Source organism: Acinetobacter sp. KS-LM10 (genome assembly GCF_036896575.1).
GTDB classification, from domain to species: Bacteria; Pseudomonadota; Gammaproteobacteria; order Pseudomonadales; family Moraxellaceae; genus Acinetobacter; species Acinetobacter avistercoris.
Genome location: NZ_CP145906.1, coordinates 2,595,327 through 2,621,526, shown reverse-complemented (window position 1 = coordinate 2,621,526; position 26,200 = coordinate 2,595,327). Strand labels below are relative to the sequence as shown.

Sequence of the window (26,200 nt, the reverse complement as noted above, 5' to 3'; positions counted from 1 at the left end):
AAATCTAAGGTGTAGAGATGGATTAACAAATCTAAGGCTAAACTTTATTGCTTTAACTAAAGAATTGATTAAACAAATTAGCTTTAACAAAGGCTTAGAAATAAACATGTAATCATTATTTATTTAAAATTGTCCAAGCTTAATCATTTTTTTCGAGCTTAATAACTCAAGCTTAATAACTATAGTTTTAAACAAAATGAATGAGTTTTAAACAAAATAAATGAACAAAAGTTGCGATTAGAAAAACTAAATTTAGACAAGAGGTGAAGGTATGAACGACTATTTTAACAGTCCGTCACGTGGTGGATTTGATGCTGCGTACTACTGGGAACAATTTCACCCGATTTTAGCCGCTGTGGCTATTTTGATTGTCGGTTGGATTGTTGCACTCATCATTGCTGCAGGTATAAAAAAATTATTAAGTAAACTCAATACGAATCAGCGTTTATCAACTGCGACCGGGCATCGTTCTAATATCGAAAATATTGTTTCTCGAGTCGTCTTTTGGATCGTGATGATCATTGCTGTGATCGGCGCATTGAATGTGTTGAATTTGACCAGCGTAAGTGGTCCGTTTAGTAATATGGTTCAACAGTTCTTATTGTTCATTCCTCAACTTTTAGCCGCAGTCGCCGTTGCTTTTATTGGTTGGATTGTTGCAAATTTAGTAAAAGTTGGACTGACCAAGCTGTTAAATCGTACCCAACTGGATGAAAAGTTGAGCCAAGATGTAGGCGTGACTTCCATCAGCCAAAATATTAGTGAAATTGTTTATTGGTTGATTCTACTTCTATTTTTACCGATCGTACTTTCTATCCTCGGTTTGAATGGTTTGTTGTACCCAGTTCAAAACATGGTGAATGAAGCTGTAGGTTATCTGCCGAATATATTTATGGCGGGTATTATTGTTTTTGTTGGGTATATCTTGGCAAAAATTGTACGCGGTATTGTTGAAGGTTTATTAGGAAGCTTAAATGTTCAACAGCAAGCAGAAAAAATTGGATTATTTAAAAACTCCAATTTACCTAAGGTTTTGGGATCATTTGTCTTTGCAATCATCATCATTACGTCATTAATTATTGCATTTGAAGCATTGGGTGTGAATGCAATTTCACAACCTGCAACTGCAATGCTGTATGAAATTATGAATGCAATTCCTCATATTATTGCAGCAGGTTTAATCCTGATTCTGTCTTATGTGGTGGCGCGATTCGTTGCTAATTTGGTGGTTGATGTTGTTTCAGGTACTGGCTTAGATGAGGTTCCAGCGAAACTAGATATTCAACGCTTTTTAGGAACAACTAAACTGTCGTGTGTTGTTGGTTATCTGATCGTTTTCTTTACTATGTTATTTGCTGTTTCAGAAGCGGCGAATCGACTTGGGTTTGAGCAAGTCAGCGAATTGATCGCCATGTTTATTTATTTCGGTGCCAATATTTTACTGGGCGCTGTGATTTTGGTCATCGGTTTTTGGCTGGCGAATATCGTTGCGAATGTCGTACAACGTGGTGAGAACAACAGCTCACGTTGGTTAGGTACGTTAGTTCGTGTTTTGATCATGGGCTTAGTTGTCGCAATGGGTTTACGCGCAATGGGCATCGCAGATTCGATTGTTAACTTAGCCTTTGGCTTAACCTTAGGTGCTGTTGCAGTGGCATTTGCTTTGGCCTTCGGATTAGGCGGTCGTCAACCGGCTGAGCGTTTATTGACGGATTTGATCGATAAAGCAAAAGACGAAGCAGATAAACCTAATCCATTACGTGGATCAGAACAATCTGACTCAAAAACCACGCCAGTTGCTCCGCTACAAGAGCAAATGGATTCAACCACGGTATCTGAAGAATATCTAAATAAGGATCTACCAGCGGGTGCTGATGTAAAGCCAACGGACAAACCGTTGAATAATCCATTTGGATCTACCGGTGAATCACTGTTAAATGATAAACCGCAAGATGACCTAAAATAACCTTTAATTTGTATTTAAGATCAGTCACGATATCGTGGCTGATTTTTTATTCTTAACCTTATTTGAGGAGAATGCAAAAAGCATAAGATTGAATTCAAAGATGATAATGATTAAAATTTTAAAGTATTTGAAGAGAGCAGAGATTGAAAATGAGCTGCTGTTCATTCAAATATGAGCGGACTATTTAAAGAGGAAAATAACAATGAAAAAGAAACCCAATAAGTTTATAGCACCTATTGTGATTGCGGGTATTACCATCGGGTTTTTGGCCAGCGCGTTCAAATTCGTTTTTGCTAAATCAGATGATGAAAAAAAAGTTGATGTAAAAACAGAGGAATTGAACGCTCAAAATTCTCAGCAAGATTCTTAAGCAGATCTTCAACAGGAGAATGAATTATCAGCTATCCTTATTTTCAGCCATCCTTAATGGTTCAGGAAGCAGGTTTATGTCTGAATACAAATGAATGTTGATCGGGCTTTAAAAATAACTCAATCCCTTGATGTATAAAGATTGAGATCGAGTTCGTATTGAATCTGATCAATATCTCAAGTGGATGTTCAGGTTCTAATATTATTTTCGTGCTCTCATATTGAAGATATAAGTTAAACAAATTGCGATGCTGCATGTGCAGATGACCATGCCCATTGAAAATTGAATCCGCCCAAATGCCCCGAAACATCAAGGATCTCACCGACAAAGTACAGGCCTTTTTGCTTCTTACTTTCCATGGTTTTTGATGAAACCTCAGTCGTGTCTACACCACCCAAAGTAACCTCAGCAGTTCGGTAACCTTCAGTTCCAGATGGTTTAACATCATATGCATGTAAGCGTTGTGCAACGTGTTCTAATTTTTCATCGCTGATATTGCCAATCGACATTTCCGCGACATCTGACCAAATTAAAGTTTGTAATTCTAAGACAACACTTTTAGGTAAGTGCTCAGTCAATAAGGTCCGTAATAATACTTTCGGTTGACTGTTTTTCTTGGTTTTAAAGAAGTCAAACAGATCAATATACGGTAAGAAATTCACTTTAAAACTTTGTCCCGCTTCCCAATAATTTGAAAGCTGTAAAGAGCTTGGTCCACTCAAACCACGATGCGTGAACAATAACGCTTCAGTAAAACTATTCAGCTCATTCGATAACGTTGCATCAACAGCATTACCACTTAAACGTGTGGTGACTTCCTTAAAACCATCTGAGAATGTAAAAGGAACTAAGCCTGCCCGAGTCGGGTAGATGTGATGACCAAACTGTTTAGCGATATCATAACCAATACCTGAGCCACCTAAAGTTGGAATAGATAAACCACCAGAAGCAACAACCACAGATTCACATTGAAAATAACCGATAGACGTTGCCACTTGAAAAGTATGGTCATCGATGGCATTGACGGCTTTGACTTCAGCACTGGTCTTAATATCCACCAATCCTGTTTTTTCACATTCTGCTAACAGCATTGCTAGAATTTCTTTAGCGCCGTTGAGTGTGAACAGCTGTCCATGCTTACGCTCTTCGTATTCAATCCCATACTCACAAACCAAACCAATAAAATCCCAATTGGTATAGCGAGTCAAAGCTGAAATGACGAAATGTGGATTATGAGAAATGAAATTGTCAGGCTCTACATACAAATTGGTGAAATTACATTTACCACCACCCGACATGAGTATTTTTTTACCCACTTTATTGGCTTTTTCCAGAACCACAACTCTTCGTCCACGTTGAGCAGCCATGTATGCTGTCATTAAGCCAGATGCACCCGCACCTAAAATGACAACATCATATTGATTTGTAGACATGACTAACTCACGGGAAAATAAAGCTGGGCATTATAGACAAGTTTAGCTTTTTTTTCAGGGCTTATCTTGATCCAGATGAACTTAAATTGAAGCCAGCCGACCTTGTAGACCGCCTGAATGGATGATTAGTATTTTCGTTGTAGATGTTATTTTTTGCTGATCAATTAAATCAAATATGCCATAGAGCATTTTAGCGGTATAAACGTGTTCTAGTGGTATGTTGTATTGAGTTTCAAAACTGTCAATAAATTGCATGAGTTCTGCTGTGGTTTTGGCATAGCCGCCATGACAATAATCATCGATAATCTGCCAGTTTGATTTCTGAGTGAGTTGAGTCATATCTTTATTTAAGAAATCACCTTTTAAGGCGGAAAATCCTAAGACCTGTTGATGCGGATCACTGGCTTCAATCAGACCCGTAATCGTCCCACCGGTACCGACAGCACAGCATATTAAGTCAAAATGAGCTTTATCTTTAGCGCTTAAAATCTCCTGACAACCCCGAATAGCAAGGGCATTTGTGCCACCTTCTGGAATAACATAATACTCAGGAAACTGCTGAATTAGCTGTGCTAAATATTCAGGTTGATCTTTTTGTCGATAGTCTTCACGACTGACAAACTTGAATGTCATGCCAAACTGCTGTGCCGTTTGTAAAGTTGAATTTAGCGGACGATTAGCTAACTCTTCACCACGGATGATGCCCACACTTTTAAAGCCATACTGATGCGCTGCAAAAGCGGTCGCGGCAATGTGATTTGAATAAGCCCCGCCGAAGGTAAGTACTTTTTTCAGACGCTGACGCTTTGCTTCAAGAAAGTTATATTTTAGTTTAAAAAATTTATTACCTGATATTTGCGGATGAACTAAATCCAAACGTTTAATGGTGAGGGTGACTTGCTTATACTGAATATTTTGATAGGGAATTTCTAGGGCGATTTCATCAAACATCACAAAATAATCTATACAGGCGAAGGCAAGTGATATTGTATCGAAAAAAAGTGTCAATGCGGTCCAGTGAGCGTTCGCTATTTTATGAGTTTTCATCTGTGTGATGAATTGTAATGGACCAACTTAGACAGTGATCGATACATTAGAATTGATTTTGATACCATCAATGCACTAGAAAATATATTCACAATGACCAATCACTATTTTATTTCTTTCATTTTTTTAAGTGCTTGTCTATTAGGTTGTCAACCAAGCGAAGATAAAGTTGAAAAAGTTAAACCACTTAAGCCAAATCAAAAGCAATCGATTATGCAAGCGCATCTAGATCAATTTGAACAATGGAAAAAGACTCAAAATCCAGTGGAATTGGAGCAGTATCAGAATTATTTCAACACGCATTTAAAACAAAAACCGACCTTATTCGAGTTAACTTATAATTCACATCCACTCGGTGGAGAGTGCGAGAAATTTCGATTTAGTTTACCGCCAAAGTCATTGTGGAAAAATTTATTACCGACCTTACAACTGATTGAAAAACTACAGCTCAATGGCGTGTATGATCATTATAAAATTGTGTCTGTATATCGCAGTCAGGAAGCCAACAGCTGTGTAAAAGGTGCGCAAAAAAGCAAACATTTAAAAAATTATGCAGTTGATTTTCAAACCTTAGATCAAAATTTCAAACCTTATGCAGATACTGATCTAGTAGAACAAAGATTATGTGAATTTTGGCGTAAAGAAGGGCGGCAGTATCGTTTAGGATTAGGTGTTTATGGCAAACAACGCTTTCATATTGATACGCAAGGATATCGAACTTGGGGTGTGGGTTATAAGTCAGCAAGCTCACCGTGTTTAAAATGAAGTAACTGAACAAGATCAATAAATTTTATCTATATGATTTGCTGAATATTTTAAATTGATTTTAGCTTAAACAAGAAGCCACTTAATAAATCAAAAATGATCATTTTGAAGCATTAAATTGATAGAGGAAATTCCTTCTCCCTCTGGGAGAAGGGATGCTATGGATCAATTTATTGCGTATGAAGGAGCTTTTAAAAAGATTCTAAAGTGCTGAATGGAATAGCATAAATTGAATAGAGTTTAAAATTATAGACATAAAATCTTAATCATTATTCTTATATTTTGTATATATTTTAGACTGTTCAATGTTATGCTGGAGAGAAGAAAGGATATTCAGCCGATAAAACAATAATGAGGGGGCAGTATGAAAACACTTACCCAAGCTATATTCATTGTTATCGCCTTATTGAGCAGCGGATGTGATAACAAAGATCCATTTAAGCCTAAAACTGAATTACGCACTATGATTATTGGCGGTGTGCCTGTATATGAGCGTGATTACAAACTTGCTCAAGATTTAAGTGCTGAGCAAATTCAGCTTAAAGATTAAGGTGCATCTTTCGAAATGTCTGCATGATGAATGACATGAAAAAGATCTCGAATTAACTTCAATGTTTATTACACTTCTTTCATCATGTTTATTCATTGATACGTTTGAACAAGTGATATTTAAAAAAGCTATTCTTGAAAATGTGCTTGGTTGTAAATAACACGTTTATTTGTGAAAAATGCGCTAAGCTTAATTTGTGCGCTAAAGTTTCTTGATCTATTTATATATTTAAATGCTTTTAAGTGAGCAATTTCATTCATCATCTCATCACACATTAAACTGGATTTAAGTAAGATCTACGCTGACTTTTTTAAATCGATAAAAAAATAGCGAGATATTCAACTTCTAAATCTGTAGAATCTGTTCGTGAATTTAAATTAGGGTGGCGTTGTGGAATCATTTTGGATTTTAGGCTCAATTGCATTTGCTCTAATGTTAGGTGCGATGAGTCCAGGGCCGACTTCAATTTATGTCGCCAAAAATTCGATTGCGATTTCAAGAAAACATGGTTTATTTACGGCATTGGGGACAGGTGCGGGTGCAGCAATATTTGGTTTGCTGGCGGTATTAGGTCTACAAGCATTTTTATTGGCAGTGCCATCTGCATATATCATCTTAAAAATTTGTGGTGGTCTTTATTTACTTTGGCTTGCTTTTAAAATCATCAAACATGCTAAAGAGCCGATCGATCATTATCCAACGACTGAAACGCAAATGTCATTACGCCGTGCATTTATGACAGGACTAATTACTCAATTATCAAATCCAAAGATTGCTATTGTTCTCGCCAGTATTTTTACAGCACTTTTACCTAAAGTTATTCCTACTTATTATTATTTTTTCTTGCCTTTGTTGTGCTTTTTCATAGATGCGGGATGGTGCTCATTGGTCGCTGTGGCATTGTCCGCAGAGAAACCACGCCGTGTGTATCTAAAATTTAAAGCGGGTTTTGATCGTGCTGCAGGTACTGTTATGACGGTATTGGGTTTAAAACTCATTTTTGGTATGAAATAACACAAGCATCTTATTAATATTCATATTGAGTCGTATCGATCCTTAAAAATCTTGATTGAAATAAATATTTAGAGGAAACTTTCTTTAGGTTCAAACCCTATGAAAGTTTAAAATTAATCTCATTCATTTCCAAATCATTAAACCTTAAATTTTAGACCTTAAACGTTGATCTTCTTTTAATTAATGTCCCCTAATAAGATGCTTTTGGTCATAAGTTTTTGATCAAAATATTTTCACGGTATCATCGTTGGCAGATCGGCTTCTTTCAATTGAGTAAGATGAGTAAATTAAGTAAGCGCGTAGATTGCTTGATGATGAAGTCAATTTATCGATTCAGATGAAGCTTTAAGCTGGGATCATTTAAAGATAAGATTATTTAAAGATAAAATTATTTAGATCACATTATGAACTAGATAAAGAACTAGAAAATAAGAACAAGAAGATAAGAACTAGAAAATAAAAAAATGATGATTTTCATCACAAATTATTCTTTTTAAGCGATTTCATTGATATCATGCGCTCCTTATTTATAATAAAACCTTATGGTAAAATATGTCTAATAAATTAACTTTAACAGTCGTTCTTACTGGCCTCGTATTGTCAGCATGCTCAACTACTGAAACTTCTAGAACCATCCAAGCGCCGCAAGTGACGGCTGCAACAGCCGCAGTTAAATATACAGGAATCAAAACGCCTGTTTCGATTGGTCAGTTTGATAATCGTTCAAGCTACATGCGCGGAATCTTCTCTGATAATGTTGACCGTTTAGGTGGACAAGCCAAAACTATTCTAGAAACACATCTCCAGCAGACTGGATATTTCTCAGTTTTAAATCGTGATAATTTGACCGCATTACAACAAGAAGCAGGTTTTAATAAAACAGCTCAGGCGATTAAAGGTGCACGTTTTGTATTCACTGGTGACGTGTCTGAATTCGGTCGTAAAGAAGTCGGTGATCATCAACTGTTTGGTATTTTAGGCCGCGGTAAAACGCAAATTGCCTATGCAAAAGTGAATTTAAATGTCGTCGATGTAAAAACTGCTGAAGTTGTACATTCCGTTCAAGGTGCAGGCGAATATGCATTAAGCGAACGTGAAGTACTCGGTTTTGGTTCTACAGCGTCTTATGATTCGACTTTGAACGGTAAAGTCTTAGATTTGGCTGTTCGTGAAGCAGTGAATAATTTGGTTGTTGATGTACAAACCAACAAGTGGTCAACCAAATAAAATCATACAAAGGTTTGAATAAATGAAAAAAATATTCTTAACTTTATGTGGTTTGGCCACTTTAAGTTTAGTGGGGTGCGCCTCCGCTCCCCAAGCTTTATACAGTTGGGGGGAATATCCTCAACAGTCGTATTTGTTGTTGAGCTTACCTGAAAAAACTTCACCTCAAGAACAAATCTTAAAGCTAGAGAAAGATGTTGAAAAAGCCAAAGCGAAAAATTTGGCTGTACCACCAGGCGTTTATGCACATTTGGGTTTGATGAATCTTAATGCGCAAAATGCGACACGGGCAGCGGAATATTTTGAGTTAGAGCGTCAGGTTTATCCTGAATCGACTGTCTTGATGGATCGACTGTTAAAGAAAATGGGTGGTACAGCAGCTGGAGTGTCTAAAAAGTGAAAATAATCAAACAACTTTTAGCGCTTGGCGTTGTCACGACATTATTAACAGGCTGTGCAATGTCGCCAAAAAATAACCGCGATTTAGCGACTTTTGCTGCGAACATGCCGAAATCAATTTTGGTGTTGCCGCCAGTGAATGAATCACCTGATACTCGTGCAACTTATGGCTATTGGTCAACTGTGACTTTGCCTGTCGCTGAAGCAGGCTACTATGTTTTCCCGATTGCTGTCGTCGATACGATGCTCAAGGAAAATGGAGTGTTCAATGGTTTTGATGCGCAAGCGATTGATCCGAAAAAATTAAAAGAAATTTTCGGTGCGGATGCTGCGTTGTACATCAAAGTTAAAGAATATGGTTCGAAGTACCAAGTTTTACAGTCTGTTGCTTCGGTTGCAGTTGAAGCCAAACTGGTTGACTTAAAAACAGGTCAATTGCTTTGGGAAGGCCAAGAAAAGTTGCAGCAAGCCAACGATAATGGCGGTCTACTTGGCGCTTTGGTGGGTGCATTGGTCGATCAAATTGCCAATCATTTGAATGACAAAGGATATACCTTGTCTCGCTCTGTGAGTAGTCAGCTCTATACCCCGCGACTGGCTCAGCAAAAAGGACTTTTATACGGCCCGAGATCACCGAATTTTGTTCAAAATTCGATGAGTCCACAGCAATAAAAATATTTTTTTGAACAATCATCCTCTTAATCAATGATCCCCTCCAGTGAGGGGATTTTTTTAATCTTTAAAATGGACAGGGATCCATTGATAACTTGAACCATCTTTTGAATAAATATGACCAATCCCTGGGAAGGGTAAATGCGGTGCAGCGATGAGTTGTCCATCTTTTGCATATTCTGCAAAGTGTTTTAGACGGGTTTGAATTGCTGATTTCTGATCAATATCGAATTCGATGGCTGTTTCAGGCTTTTCAAACTGTAGTGTATGTGAATGTACAATATCTCCAATAAATACAACGTCTTGATCGTCCGCTTTCAATTTAAAGCTGTAATGTCCCGGTGTGTGACCAAATGACGGTTTAAATGTGATCCCGCCAAATGCGAGTGATTTATCCGAGAAAACTTTCACTTTCTTGGCTTTTTCATAAGGCGCTAATGCAGCTTTAATTTTTTCAACTGTGCCTAAGAAGCCTGCTTGTTTTTCTTTGGGCAAGCTATTGACTGTTTTAGGATTCAGCCAGTAATCGTATTCAGTTTTTGCTATATGCAGCGTCGCATTTGGATAATTTGGCACGCCGTTGTTTGAGATACCGCAGACATGGTCTGGATGTAAGTGGGTGAGAAATATGCCATTCACTTGCTCAGGTTGATAACCCGATGCTTTGAGGTTGTTATAGATTGAACCTAGATGCGCTCCAAAACAGCTTGCAGCACCACTGTCGACCATGAGGAGTTGATCGCCTGTCTTAATCAAGAAAGCATTCACAGAGGTTTGTATACCTTTGCTTTGATCAACATAGTATTTGTTCAGAATTTCATCTTTTTGTTCAGGACTCAGCCCTTTAAATTGTTCAGGTTTTAAGAAGTTTGTACCATCGAGTAGGGCAGTGATTTGGGTATTGCCGATTTGGTGATGGTAGTAACCTGCTACTTGTTTTGAGGCTTGGTGGTTAGTCGTGTTGGATTCGGCTGCTTGAACTGTTGTGAAAGTGGTAGAGCTTAGGGCGAGGGCGATCAAAAGCGGTTTTAAAGTTTTCATAGCATTCTTATTAAACTTAAAGGGATATATCTTTTTTAACATATTTATTGATGAGTTTAAAATTAGTTGAAAGCTCCTTCTCTTGCGCCATATATTGCTCAGGGAGAGGGTCGGGGTGAGGGAATCTATATATTGAGGAAATTTTGCCTTACTTTTGAAGGATCAAAAGTAACAAAAATCCTTTGTTCGTTAGAGGGCACATCCGTTTGCCTCTAACGAACGGGCTACATCCATGTCGCAGGTCATGTGATTGAAGACTGTTTTAACTACTTAATAAATTGATTAAAATCTTTCTTATGAACCGTAATTTCTATTGTATTTTCACGATCATTAGGTTTTTTTTGACGTAAATCCTCAATGATTGAGAATACAGTTGAGAAGATAGCAGATCGTGTAAATTGAAGTAAATTCTGAAGACTACTTTCAAACTCGCTGATTTTTACATAAGTATGTGTCGAATCATTAGATAACTCAAATGAGTCTGGAACTAAAAATAAAATATGATGCTCTAGTGAGTTTCGCCAAATTTTATAAAATCCAAATTGTCCATTTTGCTCATTTAGATCGTATATAAGGCTATTAATTGCAATCAAAGCAAAATTTTCTTTGATTTCTAAAATAGATTTATTTTTATGCCAAAAGTTATTAAATGCAGTATTTTTTTCAATTTTAAGTGAAAAATAATGACATAAAAATATTGCTAGTTTATCTAATATTGAAAAGCATAATCTGAAGCAAGTTCTTAACTTTTCTGATCTTATATTGATAATCTCATGATCATTTAATTCGGAATAACAACTTTCAAAATCAACTATAGAGCTCTCAGTAAATTTAGATTCATATAGGAGAGCACGAACTAATGAAAATTCAGCTTTAATACGATTTAAGTATTGTTCGTGTTTTAGAATATTTTCAGAAGAAACGACACCTTCAAATAATGTTAAGTTATCTCGTTCATTGGCTATACATGAACAATACATTCCATGAATATTCAAAGTTAGATTTTCTTTTATACACCATTGTCTAAAATCAGACATTTGCAAAAGGTCTTCTTTATTTTTCTTAATTTCGTCATCTTCGTCAAAATCGTTAATTTGAGATTTTAAAAAATGGATTCTTTCCAAGTAACTAGGTTTATATACACTTATTGTAAATGGGGATAAATACACGAAGGTATAGCCTTTTATTATTTCTTGAATCATTTTTTCAGTACGATGATCTAAAAACTTATCAAACGTTTCTAAGCATGTAGCTCTATTTAGAAATGCTTCTGGGTAGTCTAGTTTAGTTAAAGCTATCTTTTCATATATAAACATAGCTTCAGAGAATCGATACTGTTGTTTTAATGTATTCGCTAAATTGATTAAATTTTGATAATAAAGATTTGTATTTGTATCTTTGTTAATTTTTTTGAAATTTTGCCAATAAAGATTTTTTGCTTCACTATACAGTTCGCTATTTTCGTAGCTTAATAATTCATTTTTATAGCCAAAATTATTTGCAATGCTAATTTTGGCATTTGCTAAGTTATAAAAGAAGTGATTTATAAATTTGTCTTCGTAGTGACTGCGGTGTTTTTCAAGAATGTTAATCCCACTTAAAACAGCATCTTTATTTCTTAAATATGTGCCTGCATCAATATAATGACTTGCTAAATTAAAAAAAAGATTAAGAGAATACTCTGATATTGCATTTTTTTCTAATTCACCTAACATCATTTCACAACCTATTAGTGCATCAGTCCATTCACCAGCATCGATAGAATTAGAAATAGCGTTTATAGCTTCATTAATTTCATTTAGCTCTAATTTCATCCAAATAACTTATATAAAAGTCCTACTAAAATATAGCAGAGCTTCCGATAAGTGTCTAAAGTTACCTCGACCATTGTAAAGCAGTGCTTCCAATCTCCTGAATGTAGAAGGAGTAATACAGAATAAATCTAGTGATGGATGAGTCCTCTCCCTCAGGGAGAGGGTTGGGAGAGGGAAATAAAAAAGCCTCTACATCAGTAGAGGCTTTTTCTATCACAGACTTTAAATCTTAAGAAACTTTATCACCCGGTTTAGCACCGCTTTCAGGTGAAATTACCCAAACGCCTTCGCCATTCCCCGCAGCTAAAACCATACCGTTTGAAATACCAAAACGCATCTTACGTGGTGCAAGGTTTGCCACCATCACCACCAATTTGCCTTTTAAGTCTTGAGGCTCATAGAACTCACGAATACCGCTAAATACATTACGCGGTTCAGCTTCACCGACATTTAAAGTCAATTGAAGAAGTTTGTCAGAACCTTCAACGTGCGCTGCTTCTAAAACTTCAGCGACACGTAGATCAACTTTCATAAAGTCTTCGATGCCAATGGTGCTTGTGTTAAGAGTAGCTTCACCGACTTTAGGCTCAGCTTTTTTATCAGCCTTCTTCTCTTTTTTCTTTTCGACTTTGACGGGTTCAGCCGCAGCAGCCAAAGAGTCTTTAGACGCATCGACCATCGCTGCAACAGCTTTAGGATCAACACGCTGCATTAAAGGTTGGAACAATGCAATTTCATGACCGACAAGAATGTTTGTGCGAGAAGCAAAATTGAAAGATTCAAGTTTCAAGAACTCTTGTACTTGAGCTGCCAATGTTGGCAAGACAGGAGCAAGGTAAATCGCCAATTGACGGAATAAATTAATACCCACAGAGCAGACGTCATGGACTTGTTGGTCTTCACCTTCAATCTTCGCCAATGCCCAAGGTTTTTTCTCATCAATATATTGATTCGCTTTATCTGCCAATGACATGATTTCTCGAATCGCAGCAGAGAATTCACGAGCCTCATATTGAGCAGCGATTGAAATACCCGCATCGATGAAGCTTTGAACCAATTCAGGTTCTGCACAAGTCGCAGAGAGTTTATTGTCAAATTTAGTATTGATGAATTTTGCACAACGGCTGGCGATGTTCACCACTTTACCCACCAAGTCCGAATTCACTTTTTGTACGAAATCATCCAAGTTCAAGTCAGAATCTTCAACTTTATCGGACAACTTAGATGCAAAATAATAACGTAAATATTCAGGGTTTAAATGTTCTAAATACGTTTCCGCTTTAATAAACGTACCGCGAGATTTAGACATTTTCTGACCATTCACAGTCAAGAAACCATTCACGAATAAACCTGATGGCGTACGGTAGTTTGCGCCTTCAAGCATTGCAGGCCAGAACAGCGCGTGGAAGTAAACAATGTCTTTACCAATGAAGTGATATACCTCATTTTTAGAGTCTTTTTTCCAATAGTCCTCAAAGCTTAGTTCTGGACGTTTGGTTTTAATATAGTTTTCAAAACTAGACATATAACCGATTGGGGCATCGACCCAAACGTAGAAATATTTGTTCGGTGCATCAGGAATTTCAAAGCCAAAATAAGGCGCATCGCGTGAGATATCCCAGTCGTTTAAGCCCGCTTCAAACCATTCATCGAGCTTATTGGCGATAGAAACAGGTAAACGGCCTTCATCACGAGTCCACTTTTGTAGATATTCACCAAAATTAGGCAGTTTAAAGAAGTAGTGATCTGAAGATTTCTCAACAGGAGCAGCACCGCTCAAGGTCGATTTTGGATTGAGCAATTCAGTCGCGTTATACGTTGCACCACACACTTCACATGAGTCGCCATACTGATCTTCTGCTTTACATTTCGGGCATGTGCCTTTGATGAAACGATCTGAGAGGAACATGCCTTTTTCAGGGTCGAATAACTGATTAACAGGGCGAACTGCAATATTGCCTGCATCACGGTTTTTAAGATAAATTTCTTCCGAGCGATTTTTATTTTCTTCACTGTTGGTCGAGTCGTAATGATCGAAATGAACACCGAAACCATCAAAATCACGAATATGTTCTTTTTGCACGTTGGCGATTTGAGCTTCTGGTGAAATACCATTGGCTTCAGCACGAAGCATGATCGCTGTACCGTGAGCATCATCCGCACACACATAAGTCACATCATGACCCATTGCACGCATGGCACGAACCCAAATATCTGCTTGGATATAACCGAGTAAATGTCCCATATGAATCGGGCCATTGGCGTAAGGAAGGGCGTTAGTGACTAAGATATTACGCACGGATATAACTCTCTCATTCGTATTTTATGCAAGGTCAATGATTTTACCTGACTTGGATGCCAGTTGCACAACGGAATAAGCGAATTCTTTTCAAAAGTAGATTTATATATATTCAATGCTCAATAACAGCGATAATACACAGCTAAAATGATGTAGATGAGTACCCAGCCATGATCAATGACGATTTTAAAGAAGATGAATTTGAGGAAGATGAATTTGATCGTGAAGTCACTCGTATTCCACAACATCAACATCTCAAACCTTTAGGTAAAGTGATTTTGGCTGAGGCAAATGAATTTTTAAATTCACTCAATGCCACAGAACATGCATATTTACTCAAAACCTTAGGTGCATTTTCAGAAAATGAACCCTATTTTAAAGTATTGATGGATGAGCTCGATCAGCCTACAGATGCGAAAGTTGCGAATGATGCACTTAACTTCATGCATTTTTGGAATTTGATTCAGCAGAATGAAGCTGATTTAGAGAGTTTTAATCTTTTAGAATTGATCAATACCGAATATTTCCAAGCCCAACTCTTCACTGCTTTTGATGCACTGGATATTGGTGACAATAAAGATCAACGCCGTATTGTGATTCAAGAAATATTCAAGCTCTATCAACTTGAATGTTTTGCAGGCTGTATTCCGTTACTGTATGGACAATTAGAAGGATTGCTCACGGATGTGCTGATAGCGCAGGGGTATTTGAAGCAGAATGACACCAAGTTTGTCGATGTATATAAAATCGTTCCTGGGTTGAAAGGCAATGAGATCAAAAGCCTTTGGCATAAGTCAAAAATTGCATGTGAGCTGAATCGTTATTTTGCTGAAATTAATGCCTATAAAATGGACAGTAGTTCGACGGTGACCATGACACGCCATAATATTGTGCATGGGACAGATATTCAGCATTTTTCAAAAGAGCGCAGTTTCATACTCTTGATCTGGCTATTCTCAGCAATAAGTTTTATGGGCACCGTTCGATAAGCTCATTGGGAGAAATTTAGATAAAATAGCTCGATTAGATTGTTTGCTAAGATCGTTTACTCAAAATCGGTAGCTAAAATCATTTGCTAAGATCGTTCGTAAATCAAGCGATGCGAATGGATGAAATTATTTAGACTAATTCCATCCATTCCACCCCATTCTTATCCTTGTATTTTAGTGTTTTGATGTGTGAATCACTTCATCTTGTATGCCATTTGTTTCTTAATGCTGCTTTGACACTCTAAGAATAAAAATCACGTTATAACTGGTATCAGGTTTTAGTGTTTTTAAACAAAAGCAACTATAGAAGAGGTGAAAAATGACAACGAACAATAAATTAGACGATTTAAAAAAAGCAGCAACTGAACTCGGTGATGATCTTAAACACAAAGCAGGTCAAGCGAAGCTAGAAGGTGAAAAAGTAGTTGATCAGGTGAAGCATCAAGCTGCTGAAACTAAACTTGAAGCAGATAAAAAGCTGACGGATTTAAAGCGTGATGCAGAGCATAATCAATCTGATGCTAAAGCGTCTTTAGATGAAAAAGTCGATGCCACCAAAGACAAGGCAAGTGATTTAAAAGACCAAGCTCAAGAAAAGTTTGATCATTTAAAAACAGATGCGAGCCATAAATTGGACGAAGCAAAATTGAAAGCCAATGAGCTTAAGCATGAAGCTTCTGTAAAATTGGATGAATTGAAAACTCAAGCTTCTGAGAAGTTTGAAGATTTAAAACAGAAAGCGACAGATACTTTAAACAAGTTTAAAAGTAACGATAAGACTTAATTTTATCTTATTGTTCAAAACCACCTTTTGCATTGCAAAAGGTGGTTTTTTATTTTCAATTTTAAGCTAATTTTTACTTATTTTCTAAACCATTCAATTTTAGTGATCGTATTATTCACAACAGTAATGGCATAAATAATTTGGTTGATTTCATATTGATAAACGGAAGCGGTATAACGATTTTTATTTTCTTTAAATTCGTAACTTTGTATAGGCTGCGGCACATGTTGCATCGCTTGGCTTAATTTAGAAAAACGATCTCCGATTACGATAATTTCACCCGATTGGGTACGCATACTCCGTGTTTCATTCGCTGCATTTACAACTGTGGGAACGACTATGCTTAAACTCAAAGTAAGTAGTACAGCGTATATTTTTTTCATTGTGGACTCTTGATATATTTTACTCATTTTTTATGACGATAAACTTAACATAGATCATAGACCGTATTATTGATTTGATATTTTGTATTTAACTCAATATCTAATGTTTAACTAGATATCTAATCTTTTCTTTAACTAGATATCTAAGCAGCCATTTAACCAGACATTAAACCAACTGTTTTACTCGGATTACTCGATACATTCACAATTCAGGCTGAACTTGATTTAAACTATATATAAATCACCGTTAAACGAACAGTTTCATCTGTTTGTCTGTTTTGGAGCAAAAAGTATGTCGTGGCTTTCTTCACTCAAATCTGTATTTTCACCAGCAAAAGAGGTGAAGGAAGAAGACATCCAAACCGTATTGCAAAACTATATTTTGCCTAACTCCAATAATGCTTTAAAAGATCGTATTAGCCAAGTCAATGTTGAAGGTCGTATTCTTCAAATCACGATCAATACATACCCTTCTGAAGCAGATGATTTGCAAAAAATTCATGATGATCTTGCCGATGCATTGGAAAAGTGCGGTATCCAAGAACTGAATATGCATGTCATTCAGCAAAAAACAGCGGATAAATCAAAGCACAAATCAAATCATAAATCTGGCGGTTGTGGACACAACCATCAAGAAGGTGAGAGCTGTTCCAGTCAAAAAAATGGTCCTAAAAATAGTTCTAAAAATGAAGCTGCGGCTAAGCCAAGTTTACCGCCAGTCATAGATGCATCAGCACCGATCAAGAAAGTGGAAACAGTGAACGCTGACATTAAAGTGGAAAAGGGCGTAGAGAGTAAAGAAGCTGTTAAAGAGCAGCAGATCAATTCAACAGCTGAAACTGATCCGAATAATCCACCGATTCAAAAAGCAGCGCCTCAACAGCGTGATGTGCCAAAACATCCACGTATTAAGAATGTCGTTTTGGTTTCTTCAGGCAAAGGCGGTGTGGGTAAATCAACCACGACGGTTAACCTTGCCTTGGCATTGCAGAAACAAGGACTAAAAGTCGGTGTTTTGGATGCCGATATTTATGGCCCAAGTATTCCGACCATGTTAGGCAATGCAGGTCGTACCCCAATGATCGAGGCTGAACAGTTTGTACCGATTGAAGCTTATGGTATGGCTGTGTTGTCGATTGGACATTTAACGGGGGATAATAATACGCCTGTTGCATGGCGTGGACCTAAAGCGACAGGTGCGCTGATGCAGTTGTTTAATCAAACCTTGTGGCCAGATTTAGATGTGTTGATGATAGATATGCCACCAGGCACTGGTGATATTCAATTGACATTGGCACAGCGTATTCCAGTTACAGGTGCCGTGATTGTGACGACACCTCAAAATGTTGCATTGCTTGATGCAACCAAAGGAATTGAGTTGTTTAATCGCGTTGGTATTCCTGTGATGGGCGTGATTGAAAATATGTCGACGCATATTTGTTCAAACTGTGGTCATGAAGAGCAGATATTTGGTACAGGTGGCGGTGACAAACTTTCTGAACAATACGATATTCCATTGTTGGGTCGTTTACCGCTTAACGTTCAAATCCGTGAAAATGCAGATGCGGGTAAACCGTCTGTTGCCGCGGGTGATGATGCCGCTGAACATTATATTGCGATTGCTGCAAAAATCGCTGCACAATTGCCGCAAGCTGAAAAAGATCAAAATCGAATTTTCTAAAATGCGATTGTAGTTGTCATATTGTTGATTTCATCCAAAGCTCAACTCTTTCACACAAAGCTCAGCCTCGGTTGGGCTTTTTTATCGGGTCTGCAATGTCATTAAATTTATCGTTATAGAATTGATGTCCGATGAATGGTCATAGAAAAACGCATTTTAGGATTATTTACTCTAATTTAAATCCATAAAATAAGCCTATTCCCTGTGATTATTTTCGGTGAGATAAAAATGCGTATTCAATATATTTTAGCTGCAACAACACTAGCTTTAACCATGGTTTCAACTACAGTAACAGCAGCGATTGTTAATCAAGTTGATTTTCCTGAAGCATTTACGACTGTGAAAGCTAAAGTGCAGAGCGAAACGCAAGAAAATTTAACCGCGACTGATCTACATAAAGATGCACAGAAATAAGCATATTCCAACACTTAAAAGAGAGCAAATGCTCTCTTTTTTATGCTGTCATTTAAGAAATGCATTACATTGCTGACTTTTTTTCAACAACGCTCTCGATATGAGATGTTTTTTGCTTAGAAAATAGGAAAGTGACTGCGAAGTAAAATTAATATTTATTAATTTAAGTAATTGTAATTTAATAATAAATAAACAGGAGAAGCCGTTTGAAAAATCTTCACACAAATAAGTTTTTGCTTGCGTAAAAAAAGAAGATTAATCTGCAAAGATTCATTAGTGAGGTCATCTATGATTTCATGGCTTTTTGTTGGTTTAGTGATTACGATTTTACTCACGCCAGGTCCAACCAATACCTTGTTAGCTTCATCAGGTATTCAGGTGGGTATACGTAAATCTTTGGCTTTAATTCCTGCCGAATCCTTTGGCTACTTGTTGTCGATTACTTTTTGGGGTTTCTTGATTGGTAAAGTCAGCACTCAACTTCCGCTTTTACCGACGATTCTCAAGTTATTTAGCGCCGCTTATATTTTATATTTAGCCATCAAGTTATGGCGTACTGCGGATGTAGAACAAAGTGTCTTACAACCAACGATTCGAGCAAGGGAATTGTTCTGTGCAACATTATTGAATCCAAAAGCTTTATTATTTGCTTCAGCTATTTTTCCAACGATTGCATGGAAAAATCTAGATTATTATATTTCTCATATGCTGATTTTCTTATTTCTCATTGTTCCAATTGCCTTTTTTTGGACATTGATTGGGTCAGTTTTAGCAAAAAATAAAATTAAATGGTTAAATCAGTCGAATATGCAAAAAACGGCATCTTTGGTTTTGATGAGTTTTTCAATTCCCTTAAGCTATTCAGCGATTTTAAGTTTATGAGGGATGTTAGCGATTAGATTTAAACTTAAACTTAAACTTAAACTTAAACTTAAACTTAAACTTAAAATCAGAAATCAGAATTTGAAAAAATTAGTTTAGCTGTTATTTGAATTCTAAGTCATTTCATTCAGAAAAAGAGAGCGATCAACGCTCTCTTTTTTATTGATGCTTCATATGTTGATTAAAGGTGACTGATCTTTTGAGTCTCTGTTTTACGTGCTTTCATAATGTTATATCCAATAGCAATCACCACGAGGACTGCACCAACCACATCGGTAATGGTTTCAGGGATAATCAACATTAAAGCACCAGCGCCTAAGAATAAGCGCCAGAACCAATTGAGTGCTGTTTTAAAGTAACCTTCTACTGCCGCACCCAATGCCAAAATACCGACGATCGAAGTCACAGTAATACTCACAATGGTGGTCCATGCTGGGAATGCAAATTCACGCGCATTGACAGCAGCATTGGTGGTGTCAATCATCAGCATTGCAGGGTTGTAAACGAAGAGGAAGGGCACAATAAAACCGGCTAAGGAAAGTTTAAGTGCCTGAAAACCTGTTCGCATGGGATCGCCGCCTGCAATACCTGCACCTGCAAAGGCGGCCAGCGCTACAGGTGGCGTAATGTTGGCAAATAAACCAAAGTAGAAAACAAACATATGCGCGACTAACGTCGGAATATCGAAATTGGCGAGTGCAGGTGCGGCCATCGTAGCGGTAATGATATAAGCAGGAATAGACGGTAAGCCCATGCCTAAGATCATAGAAGCAATCATGGTGAAAAACAGGGTCAGGAATAAACTGCCCGCACCAATACTCATAATGGATGATGTCATGACTGAACCAAAGCTGGTTAAGCTGACGACACCAATAATGATTCCGACGACAGCACAGGCTGCCATCACCGAGAGCGATTGTTTTGCACCATCTTCAAGCGCTTCCAATATTTCTTTAAACCCCATACGTGTGGATTTTTTGAAGGATGCAACAACAATGGTTAAACCAATCGTATAAACCGCGGCATAGCTTACAGGGATAGATTGAAAGAGGAAAAAGACCAAAGCAATAATCGGTATTAATAAATGTCCACGTTCTTTCAGGACTTCTTTTACGCGGGGCAGATCAGCTTTGGGAACGCCTTTTAAATCATCTCTTCCTGCACGGAAATGTACTTGAGCCAGCACACCTAAGTAATACAGCAACGCAGGCAAGGTCGCAGCAAGTGCGATGGTTCCATAACTGACGCCCGTGGTTTCTGCCATAATAAAGGCACTTGCGCCCATGACAGGTGGTAAAATTTGCCCACCGACAGAGGCGCTGGCTTCAACAGCTCCAGCAAAGTTTTTGTCATAGCCAATTTTTTTCATGAGCGGAATGGTGAAAGAACCTGTACCAACGACGTTAGCAACAGCAGTACCGTTAATACTTCCCATAAATCCACTGGAAATAACTGCTACTTTTGCAGGGCCACCTTGCTTATGACCCGCTAAGGCCATCGCTAAGTCATTGAAAAGTTTACCCATGCCTGATTTGGCTAGAAATGCGCCAAATAAAATGAAGAGAAAAATAAACGTGACGGATGCACCAATAGCAGATGAATATAAACCCTCTGTTTTAAGGTACATTTGTCCGAAAATATCGCTAATCGTATAGTGACGAGTCAGTAAACGATCTGGCATCCAATTAAAATGACTCACAAATGGATAGGTCAGAAAAATCAGTCCGAGAATCGGAAGCATCCAACCCATCACTCTTCGAGCCGCTTCAACCACTAACACGACGCTCATAATCGCGAAAACAATATCCAGTGTGTTTGGAATCCCTCCTCGGGAGGTCATAATGGCTTGATATTCTGTCCAAATATAGATAAACGAAGAAAAAGAAGCTAAAGCCAAGATCCAGTCAAACCATGATATCGATTGTCTAGAACTGGATTGACGCGCAGGATAAAGTAAAAAAACCAAGACTAAACCAATCGCAACGTGTGCAGCCCGCTGAATTAATTCTGGTTGTGGGTTAAAAGTAATAAACAAATGAAATAACGAATAACAGATGGCGATTGCAGCAACGAACCATTTCACTGATTTATTGGATGGTGTGCGTGTTACCGACTCACGGTCAAATTTCTCTAAAATAGCTTGTTGCTGCTTTTTATCGAGCTGTTCTGGAATAATTTTTTGCTCATGCTGGCTCATAGGCATTCTCCTATTGTCCATGTTTTCCATAATGGTTGTTGTTGTATAGCGATATTCACAAGCGTGTAATCGGGGTAATCTTTATAAATAGACCACTCATTTTTATTCACCTTAAGGGTTCCTTGCATATTTCTAGAAACGATCCAATGTATATCTTCTATTTTTTGATTTACGCTCATTCTAATCACACCATTTTTTTGGGAAATGATCGGCAGGTTTGCGGGAGTGCCTGCACCAAAAGAAATTAAATCGGTATAGCGCAGCACGAAATGCTGTTGCTGACGCTGATAATTTTCGGTCCATATTGTTTTTTCAACTGAATGCTTCCATTGCAAATCAAAATCTGCTGATGAGATTTTGCACTGCTTACCAGCGATATTGACTTCGGTATATTTTATCGGTGTAGACATCAATAGACCGAGTATGAAGATAAAAAATGCAGCCGAAGCTGCAATTTTTTTCCAAGGCATTATTTGGCTGCCATCTCTTCATAATAACGTTTTGCACCAGGGTGTAGCGGTGCAACTAAACCGTTTTGAGCACCAGCAAGCGTTATTTCTGATGCTGCTTGGTGAGAGTTTTCGAGTGTTTTTAAATTATCAAAGAAAGACTTTGTTAATTTATAACCGTCACTTTCAGAGATATCTGAACGAACAACCAAGGCATTCATAATCGCTGCAGTTGGAATATCTTCTGCATTGCCATAGGTGCCTTTTGGAATATTCAGGGACAAGAAATAGGCTTGGTTTTGAGCAATTTCTTTGACTTTTGCAGGGTTGATGCCAACCAGTTGCAAATCAAAACCTTGTTGCAGTTCCATTAATGACGAATTTGGAATACCACTGGTTAAAAATGCTGCATCAATTCGGCCACCTTTTAATGCATCTGCTGCCTCTGCATAGCCTAAGTAATCCACTTTGACATCGTTATAACTAATACCAAAACCATTGAGTAATGTACGTGCATTGACCTCAACACCTGAGTTTTGAGCACCAACTGCGATACGTTTACCTTTTAAGTCTTCAAGGTTTTTAATACCTGACTTTTTAGAGGCAACAATTTGTACATAGTTTGGATAAAGCGCAGCCAATTGCTGAACATTCTCTACTTTTCCAGTTGCAAAGCTTCCCGTGCCTTTTAAAGCCTCGGTTAGGCTGTCGCTCATGACGAATGCCATTTCAACCTTATTTTGTTTCAATAAATTCAGGTTTTCAACTGAAGCACCAGTGGTTTGGGTTTTTGAGTTAACGCCGTAGGTTTTGTTATAAACTTCAGCAAGACTTGTACCAATCACATTGTATGGGCCAGAGGCACCTCCAGTTGCGATGTTGACAAATTTTGTTGCAAGTTTATCTTCTGACTGTGCTGTAACTTCAGTTTTATCTGTAGTTGAAGCATTTTTGTTATTGTCACTTGAACACGCGTTTAAACCCACAAGTGCAACGGATAGAAGGGTGAGTTGAGTCCATTTTTTCATTTACTTCTCCTGGTTTTATTTTGCAATCAGATTCCTTTGATTTTTATAATGTCATCTTATGTATTGATTAAATCGACTTTAAAGAAATTAACTCATTAATTTTCATTTGAATAGTTTTTTTTAATAAATGACCAATCTACGTTTTTAGAAAATAAATTGAGTGTGTGTGTTTTTATAAAAATATAATATATATTAAAGACTTACATTATTTTTTCTTAAAAGCAACTTGTATCAAAATATTTAAATTAAAAAATAATTCTAGCTACTAAAATGAGATAATTTTTACGCTTAAAACTAAATTTTTTAATGCTGTAAATATTTATCTACATTTATTTGATGAAATTTAGTATTCATGGATTGGAAGTGGTCACTAGCGACATCGGCTTATTTTCATTGCGCTCAATTTCAGTTAAAGTACCACGCAATAATCGATTTAAGTTTTTGGATAAAATAGATGGCTATTAAGTCTGATCGTTGGATTCGCGAAATGAGCGAAAAACACGGCATGATTGAACCGTATGCAGAAAACCAAGTGCGTTTAGATGAGAATGGTGAAAAACTCATTTCATATGGTGTTTCAAGTTACGGTTATGACGTACGTTGTGCGCGTGAATTTAAAGTATTCACAAACGTTCATTCTGTAATTGTTGACCCTAAAAATTTCGATGAAAAAAGTTTTATCGATATTGAAGCTGATGTATGTATCATTCCACCTAACTCATTTGCATTAGCACGTACTGTTGAATATTTCCGTATTCCTCGTAACGTATTGACGATCTGTTTAGGTAAGTCGACTTATGCACGTTGCGGTATTATTGTGAACGTAACGCCGCTTGAACCTGAGTGGGAAGGTCACGTGACATTAGAATTCTCTAATACGACCAATTTACCTGCGCGTATCTATGCCGGTGAAGGCGTAGCACAAATGCTCTTCTTTGAATCTGATGAAGTGTGTGAAACGTCTTATAAAGATCGTGGTGGTAAGTACCAAGGTCAAACAGGTGTCACTTTACCGAAGACCTAATATTCATCAAAACCAAAATGTATAAAAAGCAAACGCCTAAGTTTGCTTTTTTTATTTTTTATTGGCTGTACTCACAACAATTTCATTTATCGGAAAAAAGGAGATAGAAGTCGCATTATTTTGCTTATTGATTTTTTATTCGGTAAGATGAAATTGTGCTCCGTATCCCATTAAGTTTTAAAGATGCGAAGTTTTTTCTTATGCTGAATATAAGTATGAAAAATGCCTGAAAAAGATTAAGAATTATAAATTATGGTGCGGAGCATCGTAGAGAAGGAAGGTCAAGATGACTACACTAAATTATACATTTAGAGTAAAAAAGCCTTTAATGGCTAGCTTAATGGGTTTGTTCATTTGCCAAACAAGCTTTGCTTTGCAGCCATTATCAGATGAAGTGCTCAGTTCAACCACTGGGGAAGGAATCGCGCTTGTCCCTCAAGATGCCTATTTTGTTTTCCAAGGTGAAAATTCAAACTCCGCTGTAGACGTGCTTGATCGTAGTAAAGATACGGGTTATATCCATTTAATTCCAGTCGGTCCATTAACCACAGCATCACAAGACACCAATAAAAATGGTGTTATTGACAGTGGTGACCATTCAGTCGGTAAAGCAGATCTTTTTGTTTATGGCTTGGCATTGTCTAAGTCAGACGGGAATCATAATACTCGATTGGCGGCGACAGATGCTGCGGCTAAAATTGGCTCTTGGGGTAACGCAACCAATCCATGGCTGTTAAAAGTAGGGACAGAAAACCAAGTTCCAAATTTTGATTTGTCGAAGACCTGTAGTCAGGCAGATGTGAGTTGTCAAGTTCCTTATTTAACCTTGGAAGCTCCACTTTATGATAATAATTTACCAACTTCCGTTTCAGATGGTGCCGATGCCTATAAATTAAAAATGGCGATGTGGGCGGATGCATTTGTTTTGGATCCATCTAAAAAAGAAGGTGCAACCGATTTATATAACTTAGGTGCACGTAGTGGTCAATCGGATGCATCGCGTGCTAACCGACTTCGTTTACAAGCCATTTGGAATGATTTCAGTATTAATGGTTCACGATTACAAGTATTCCAAACCTTAGGTGGCGCAAAAAATGCGAATGGAATGAGTGAGTTCTACAATAATACGCTAGGAATCGCAGGTTTAATTCGTCTAAATAGTGGTGATGCGAATAATTTAAGAACCAACGCTTTAAACAATAAAGTACTAAGATTGAGTACGCGTGAAACTACAGATAGCGCACTTTTGAGTACACCAGCGATTAATACTGGGACTTCTGCACCGATCTTCGATGCCAATGAAGGATTATTCATACATAACCTAAATGCTAACTTGGTATTAGGGTCTTTATATCAACCGTTGATTCTCGGTTCAGATGGTGTCAATTTTAGTCTTGAATTAACTCGGATTCCGAATAAGCCAGAAATTTATGAAAAAATTTACACAGATTACGGCAATCCAAACTCAACAGTTTATAAAGGTTCAACGTGTAATGTTTATCAGTGCGGTAACAATGGCATAGCGGGCTATCAGGGTACTAATGCGACGCACGGTAGTATTACCATAGGCTCTACAGTTTATGACAAAGGTTCAAATACCTTGAGTGCCTATAAAGGTTCTGATGCAGTGGGTATCTCATTTGGGGCAATGAATCCAATGCCACAGATTCCAAACGGTTCAGTTCCTGCTGCCAATTTTAAAAACATGGGTTCAGGTGTGATAGATGGTGTGCTTATTCAGCATATGAAAATCACCACTAAAGGATTATAGG

General features: G+C 37.4%; 23 protein-coding genes and 1 pseudogene. 15 read left to right on the top strand and 9 right to left on the bottom strand.

Going from position 1 to position 26,200, the window contains the following annotated elements; all coding sequences use genetic code 11:
* Positions 1–271 precede the first annotated feature (271 nt).
* Both V5M36_RS11875 and V5M36_RS11870 read left to right on the top strand, forming a co-directional pair.
* Positions 272–1,966, top strand: a complete 1,695-nt coding sequence (locus tag V5M36_RS11875; RefSeq protein ID WP_338559267.1) for a mechanosensitive ion channel — start codon at positions 272–274, stop codon at positions 1,964–1,966.
* 202 nt (positions 1,967–2,168) lie between these two features.
* On the top strand, positions 2,169–2,336 hold the full coding sequence (locus V5M36_RS11870; RefSeq protein WP_338559265.1) for a hypothetical protein: 168 nt from the start codon (positions 2,169–2,171) through the stop codon (positions 2,334–2,336).
* 233 nt (positions 2,337–2,569) lie between these two features.
* Here V5M36_RS11870 and V5M36_RS11865 read toward each other — a convergent pair whose 3' ends face one another.
* Positions 2,570–3,769, bottom strand: a complete 1,200-nt coding sequence (locus tag V5M36_RS11865) for an NAD(P)/FAD-dependent oxidoreductase (protein WP_338559262.1) — start codon at positions 3,767–3,769, stop codon at positions 2,570–2,572.
* Between the two features lie 81 nt (positions 3,770–3,850).
* A complete protein-coding gene (locus V5M36_RS11860; RefSeq protein WP_338564187.1) occupies positions 3,851–4,720 on the bottom strand; it encodes a 1-aminocyclopropane-1-carboxylate deaminase/D-cysteine desulfhydrase in 870 nt (289 codons plus the stop codon).
* 189 nt (positions 4,721–4,909) lie between these two features.
* Between V5M36_RS11860 and V5M36_RS11855 the strand changes: the two genes are divergently transcribed.
* From V5M36_RS11855 to V5M36_RS11830, 6 genes are all read left to right on the top strand, one after another.
* Positions 4,910–5,581, top strand: a complete 672-nt coding sequence (locus tag V5M36_RS11855) for a D-Ala-D-Ala carboxypeptidase family metallohydrolase (RefSeq protein ID WP_338559259.1) — start codon at positions 4,910–4,912, stop codon at positions 5,579–5,581.
* A 364-nt stretch (positions 5,582–5,945) separates the two neighbouring features.
* The gene (locus V5M36_RS11850) at positions 5,946–6,131 is read left to right on the top strand and encodes an NF038215 family lipoprotein (protein ID WP_338559256.1); all 186 of its coding nucleotides are present in this window, start codon (positions 5,946–5,948) and stop codon (positions 6,129–6,131) included.
* A 390-nt stretch (positions 6,132–6,521) separates the two neighbouring features.
* Positions 6,522–7,145: a LysE family translocator gene (locus V5M36_RS11845; protein WP_338559254.1), complete on the top strand. Its 624-nt coding sequence runs from the start codon at positions 6,522–6,524 to the stop codon at positions 7,143–7,145.
* Between the two features lie 552 nt (positions 7,146–7,697).
* Positions 7,698–8,372 (top strand): CsgG/HfaB family protein, encoded by a 675-nt coding sequence (locus tag V5M36_RS11840; protein WP_338559252.1) that lies wholly within the window; start codon positions 7,698–7,700, stop codon positions 8,370–8,372.
* A gap of 22 nt (positions 8,373–8,394) precedes the next feature.
* Complete coding sequence (locus V5M36_RS11835) at positions 8,395–8,772, top strand: DUF4810 domain-containing protein (protein ID WP_338559250.1); 378 nt, start codon at positions 8,395–8,397, stop codon at positions 8,770–8,772.
* The gene (locus V5M36_RS11830) at positions 8,769–9,443 is read left to right on the top strand and encodes a DUF799 domain-containing protein (RefSeq protein WP_338559248.1); all 675 of its coding nucleotides are present in this window, start codon (positions 8,769–8,771) and stop codon (positions 9,441–9,443) included. The genes V5M36_RS11835 and V5M36_RS11830 overlap by 4 nt, the downstream gene beginning before the upstream one ends.
* 60 nt (positions 9,444–9,503) lie before the next feature.
* Here V5M36_RS11830 and V5M36_RS11825 read toward each other — a convergent pair whose 3' ends face one another.
* The 3 genes from V5M36_RS11825 to metG form a co-directional block, all read right to left on the bottom strand.
* Positions 9,504–10,484, bottom strand: coding sequence for an MBL fold metallo-hydrolase (locus V5M36_RS11825; RefSeq protein ID WP_338559245.1), 981 nt, complete (start codon positions 10,482–10,484; stop codon positions 9,504–9,506).
* 266 nt (positions 10,485–10,750) lie between these two features.
* Entirely contained in the window at positions 10,751–12,298 is a 1,548-nt protein-coding gene (locus V5M36_RS11820; protein ID WP_338559243.1) for an LA2681 family HEPN domain-containing protein, read from the bottom strand.
* A gap of 229 nt (positions 12,299–12,527) precedes the next feature.
* Positions 12,528–14,597, bottom strand: coding sequence for a methionine--tRNA ligase (gene metG / locus V5M36_RS11815; protein ID WP_338559241.1), 2,070 nt, complete (start codon positions 14,595–14,597; stop codon positions 12,528–12,530).
* A gap of 170 nt (positions 14,598–14,767) precedes the next feature.
* On the opposite strand from metG, the gene V5M36_RS11810 reads away from it, so the two are divergent.
* Both V5M36_RS11810 and V5M36_RS11805 read left to right on the top strand, forming a co-directional pair.
* Positions 14,768–15,586 carry a hypothetical protein gene (locus V5M36_RS11810; protein ID WP_338559239.1) on the top strand — a complete coding sequence of 273 codons (819 nt, stop codon included), beginning with the start codon at positions 14,768–14,770 and terminating at the stop codon, positions 15,584–15,586.
* A 319-nt stretch (positions 15,587–15,905) separates the two neighbouring features.
* Positions 15,906–16,370, top strand: a complete 465-nt coding sequence (locus V5M36_RS11805; RefSeq protein WP_338559237.1) for a hypothetical protein — start codon at positions 15,906–15,908, stop codon at positions 16,368–16,370.
* Positions 16,371–16,447: 77 nt separating this feature from the next.
* Here V5M36_RS11805 and V5M36_RS11800 read toward each other — a convergent pair whose 3' ends face one another.
* Complete coding sequence (locus tag V5M36_RS11800) at positions 16,448–16,753, bottom strand: hypothetical protein (RefSeq protein WP_338559235.1); 306 nt, start codon at positions 16,751–16,753, stop codon at positions 16,448–16,450.
* Between the two features lie 292 nt (positions 16,754–17,045).
* On the opposite strand from V5M36_RS11800, the gene apbC reads away from it, so the two are divergent.
* The 3 genes from apbC (at position 17,046) to V5M36_RS11785 (ending at position 19,730) form a co-directional block, all read left to right on the top strand.
* The gene (apbC, locus tag V5M36_RS11795; RefSeq protein WP_338559233.1) at positions 17,046–18,434 is read left to right on the top strand and encodes an iron-sulfur cluster carrier protein ApbC; all 1,389 of its coding nucleotides are present in this window, start codon (positions 17,046–17,048) and stop codon (positions 18,432–18,434) included.
* Between the two features lie 228 nt (positions 18,435–18,662).
* Positions 18,663–18,848, top strand: a complete 186-nt coding sequence (locus V5M36_RS11790; protein WP_338559230.1) for a hypothetical protein — start codon at positions 18,663–18,665, stop codon at positions 18,846–18,848.
* A 288-nt stretch (positions 18,849–19,136) separates the two neighbouring features.
* The gene (locus V5M36_RS11785; protein WP_338559227.1) at positions 19,137–19,730 is read left to right on the top strand and encodes a LysE family translocator; all 594 of its coding nucleotides are present in this window, start codon (positions 19,137–19,139) and stop codon (positions 19,728–19,730) included.
* Positions 19,731–19,911: 181 nt separating this feature from the next.
* Here V5M36_RS11785 and V5M36_RS11780 read toward each other — a convergent pair whose 3' ends face one another.
* Genes V5M36_RS11780 through V5M36_RS11770 form a run of 3 tightly spaced genes read right to left on the bottom strand, consistent with a single transcriptional unit; the run spans position 19,912 to position 23,404 of the window.
* Complete coding sequence (locus V5M36_RS11780) at positions 19,912–21,927, bottom strand: TRAP transporter permease (protein WP_338559225.1); 2,016 nt, start codon at positions 21,925–21,927, stop codon at positions 19,912–19,914.
* Entirely contained in the window at positions 21,924–22,397 is a 474-nt protein-coding gene (locus V5M36_RS11775; RefSeq protein WP_338559222.1) for a DUF1850 domain-containing protein, read from the bottom strand. The genes V5M36_RS11780 and V5M36_RS11775 overlap by 4 nt, the downstream gene beginning before the upstream one ends.
* Positions 22,397–23,404, bottom strand: a complete 1,008-nt coding sequence (locus tag V5M36_RS11770; protein ID WP_338559220.1) for a TAXI family TRAP transporter solute-binding subunit — start codon at positions 23,402–23,404, stop codon at positions 22,397–22,399. The genes V5M36_RS11775 and V5M36_RS11770 overlap by 1 nt, the downstream gene beginning before the upstream one ends.
* Before the next feature lie 454 nt (positions 23,405–23,858).
* Here V5M36_RS11770 and dcd point away from each other — a divergent pair, with 454 nt between their 5' ends.
* Positions 23,859–24,428: a dCTP deaminase gene (gene dcd / locus V5M36_RS11765; RefSeq protein ID WP_338559218.1), complete on the top strand. Its 570-nt coding sequence runs from the start codon at positions 23,859–23,861 to the stop codon at positions 24,426–24,428.
* Between the two features lie 286 nt (positions 24,429–24,714).
* Positions 24,715–26,118: pseudogene (locus tag V5M36_RS11760) on the top strand (hypothetical protein); the annotation flags it as partial.
* Positions 26,119–26,200: the final 82 nt, after the last annotated feature.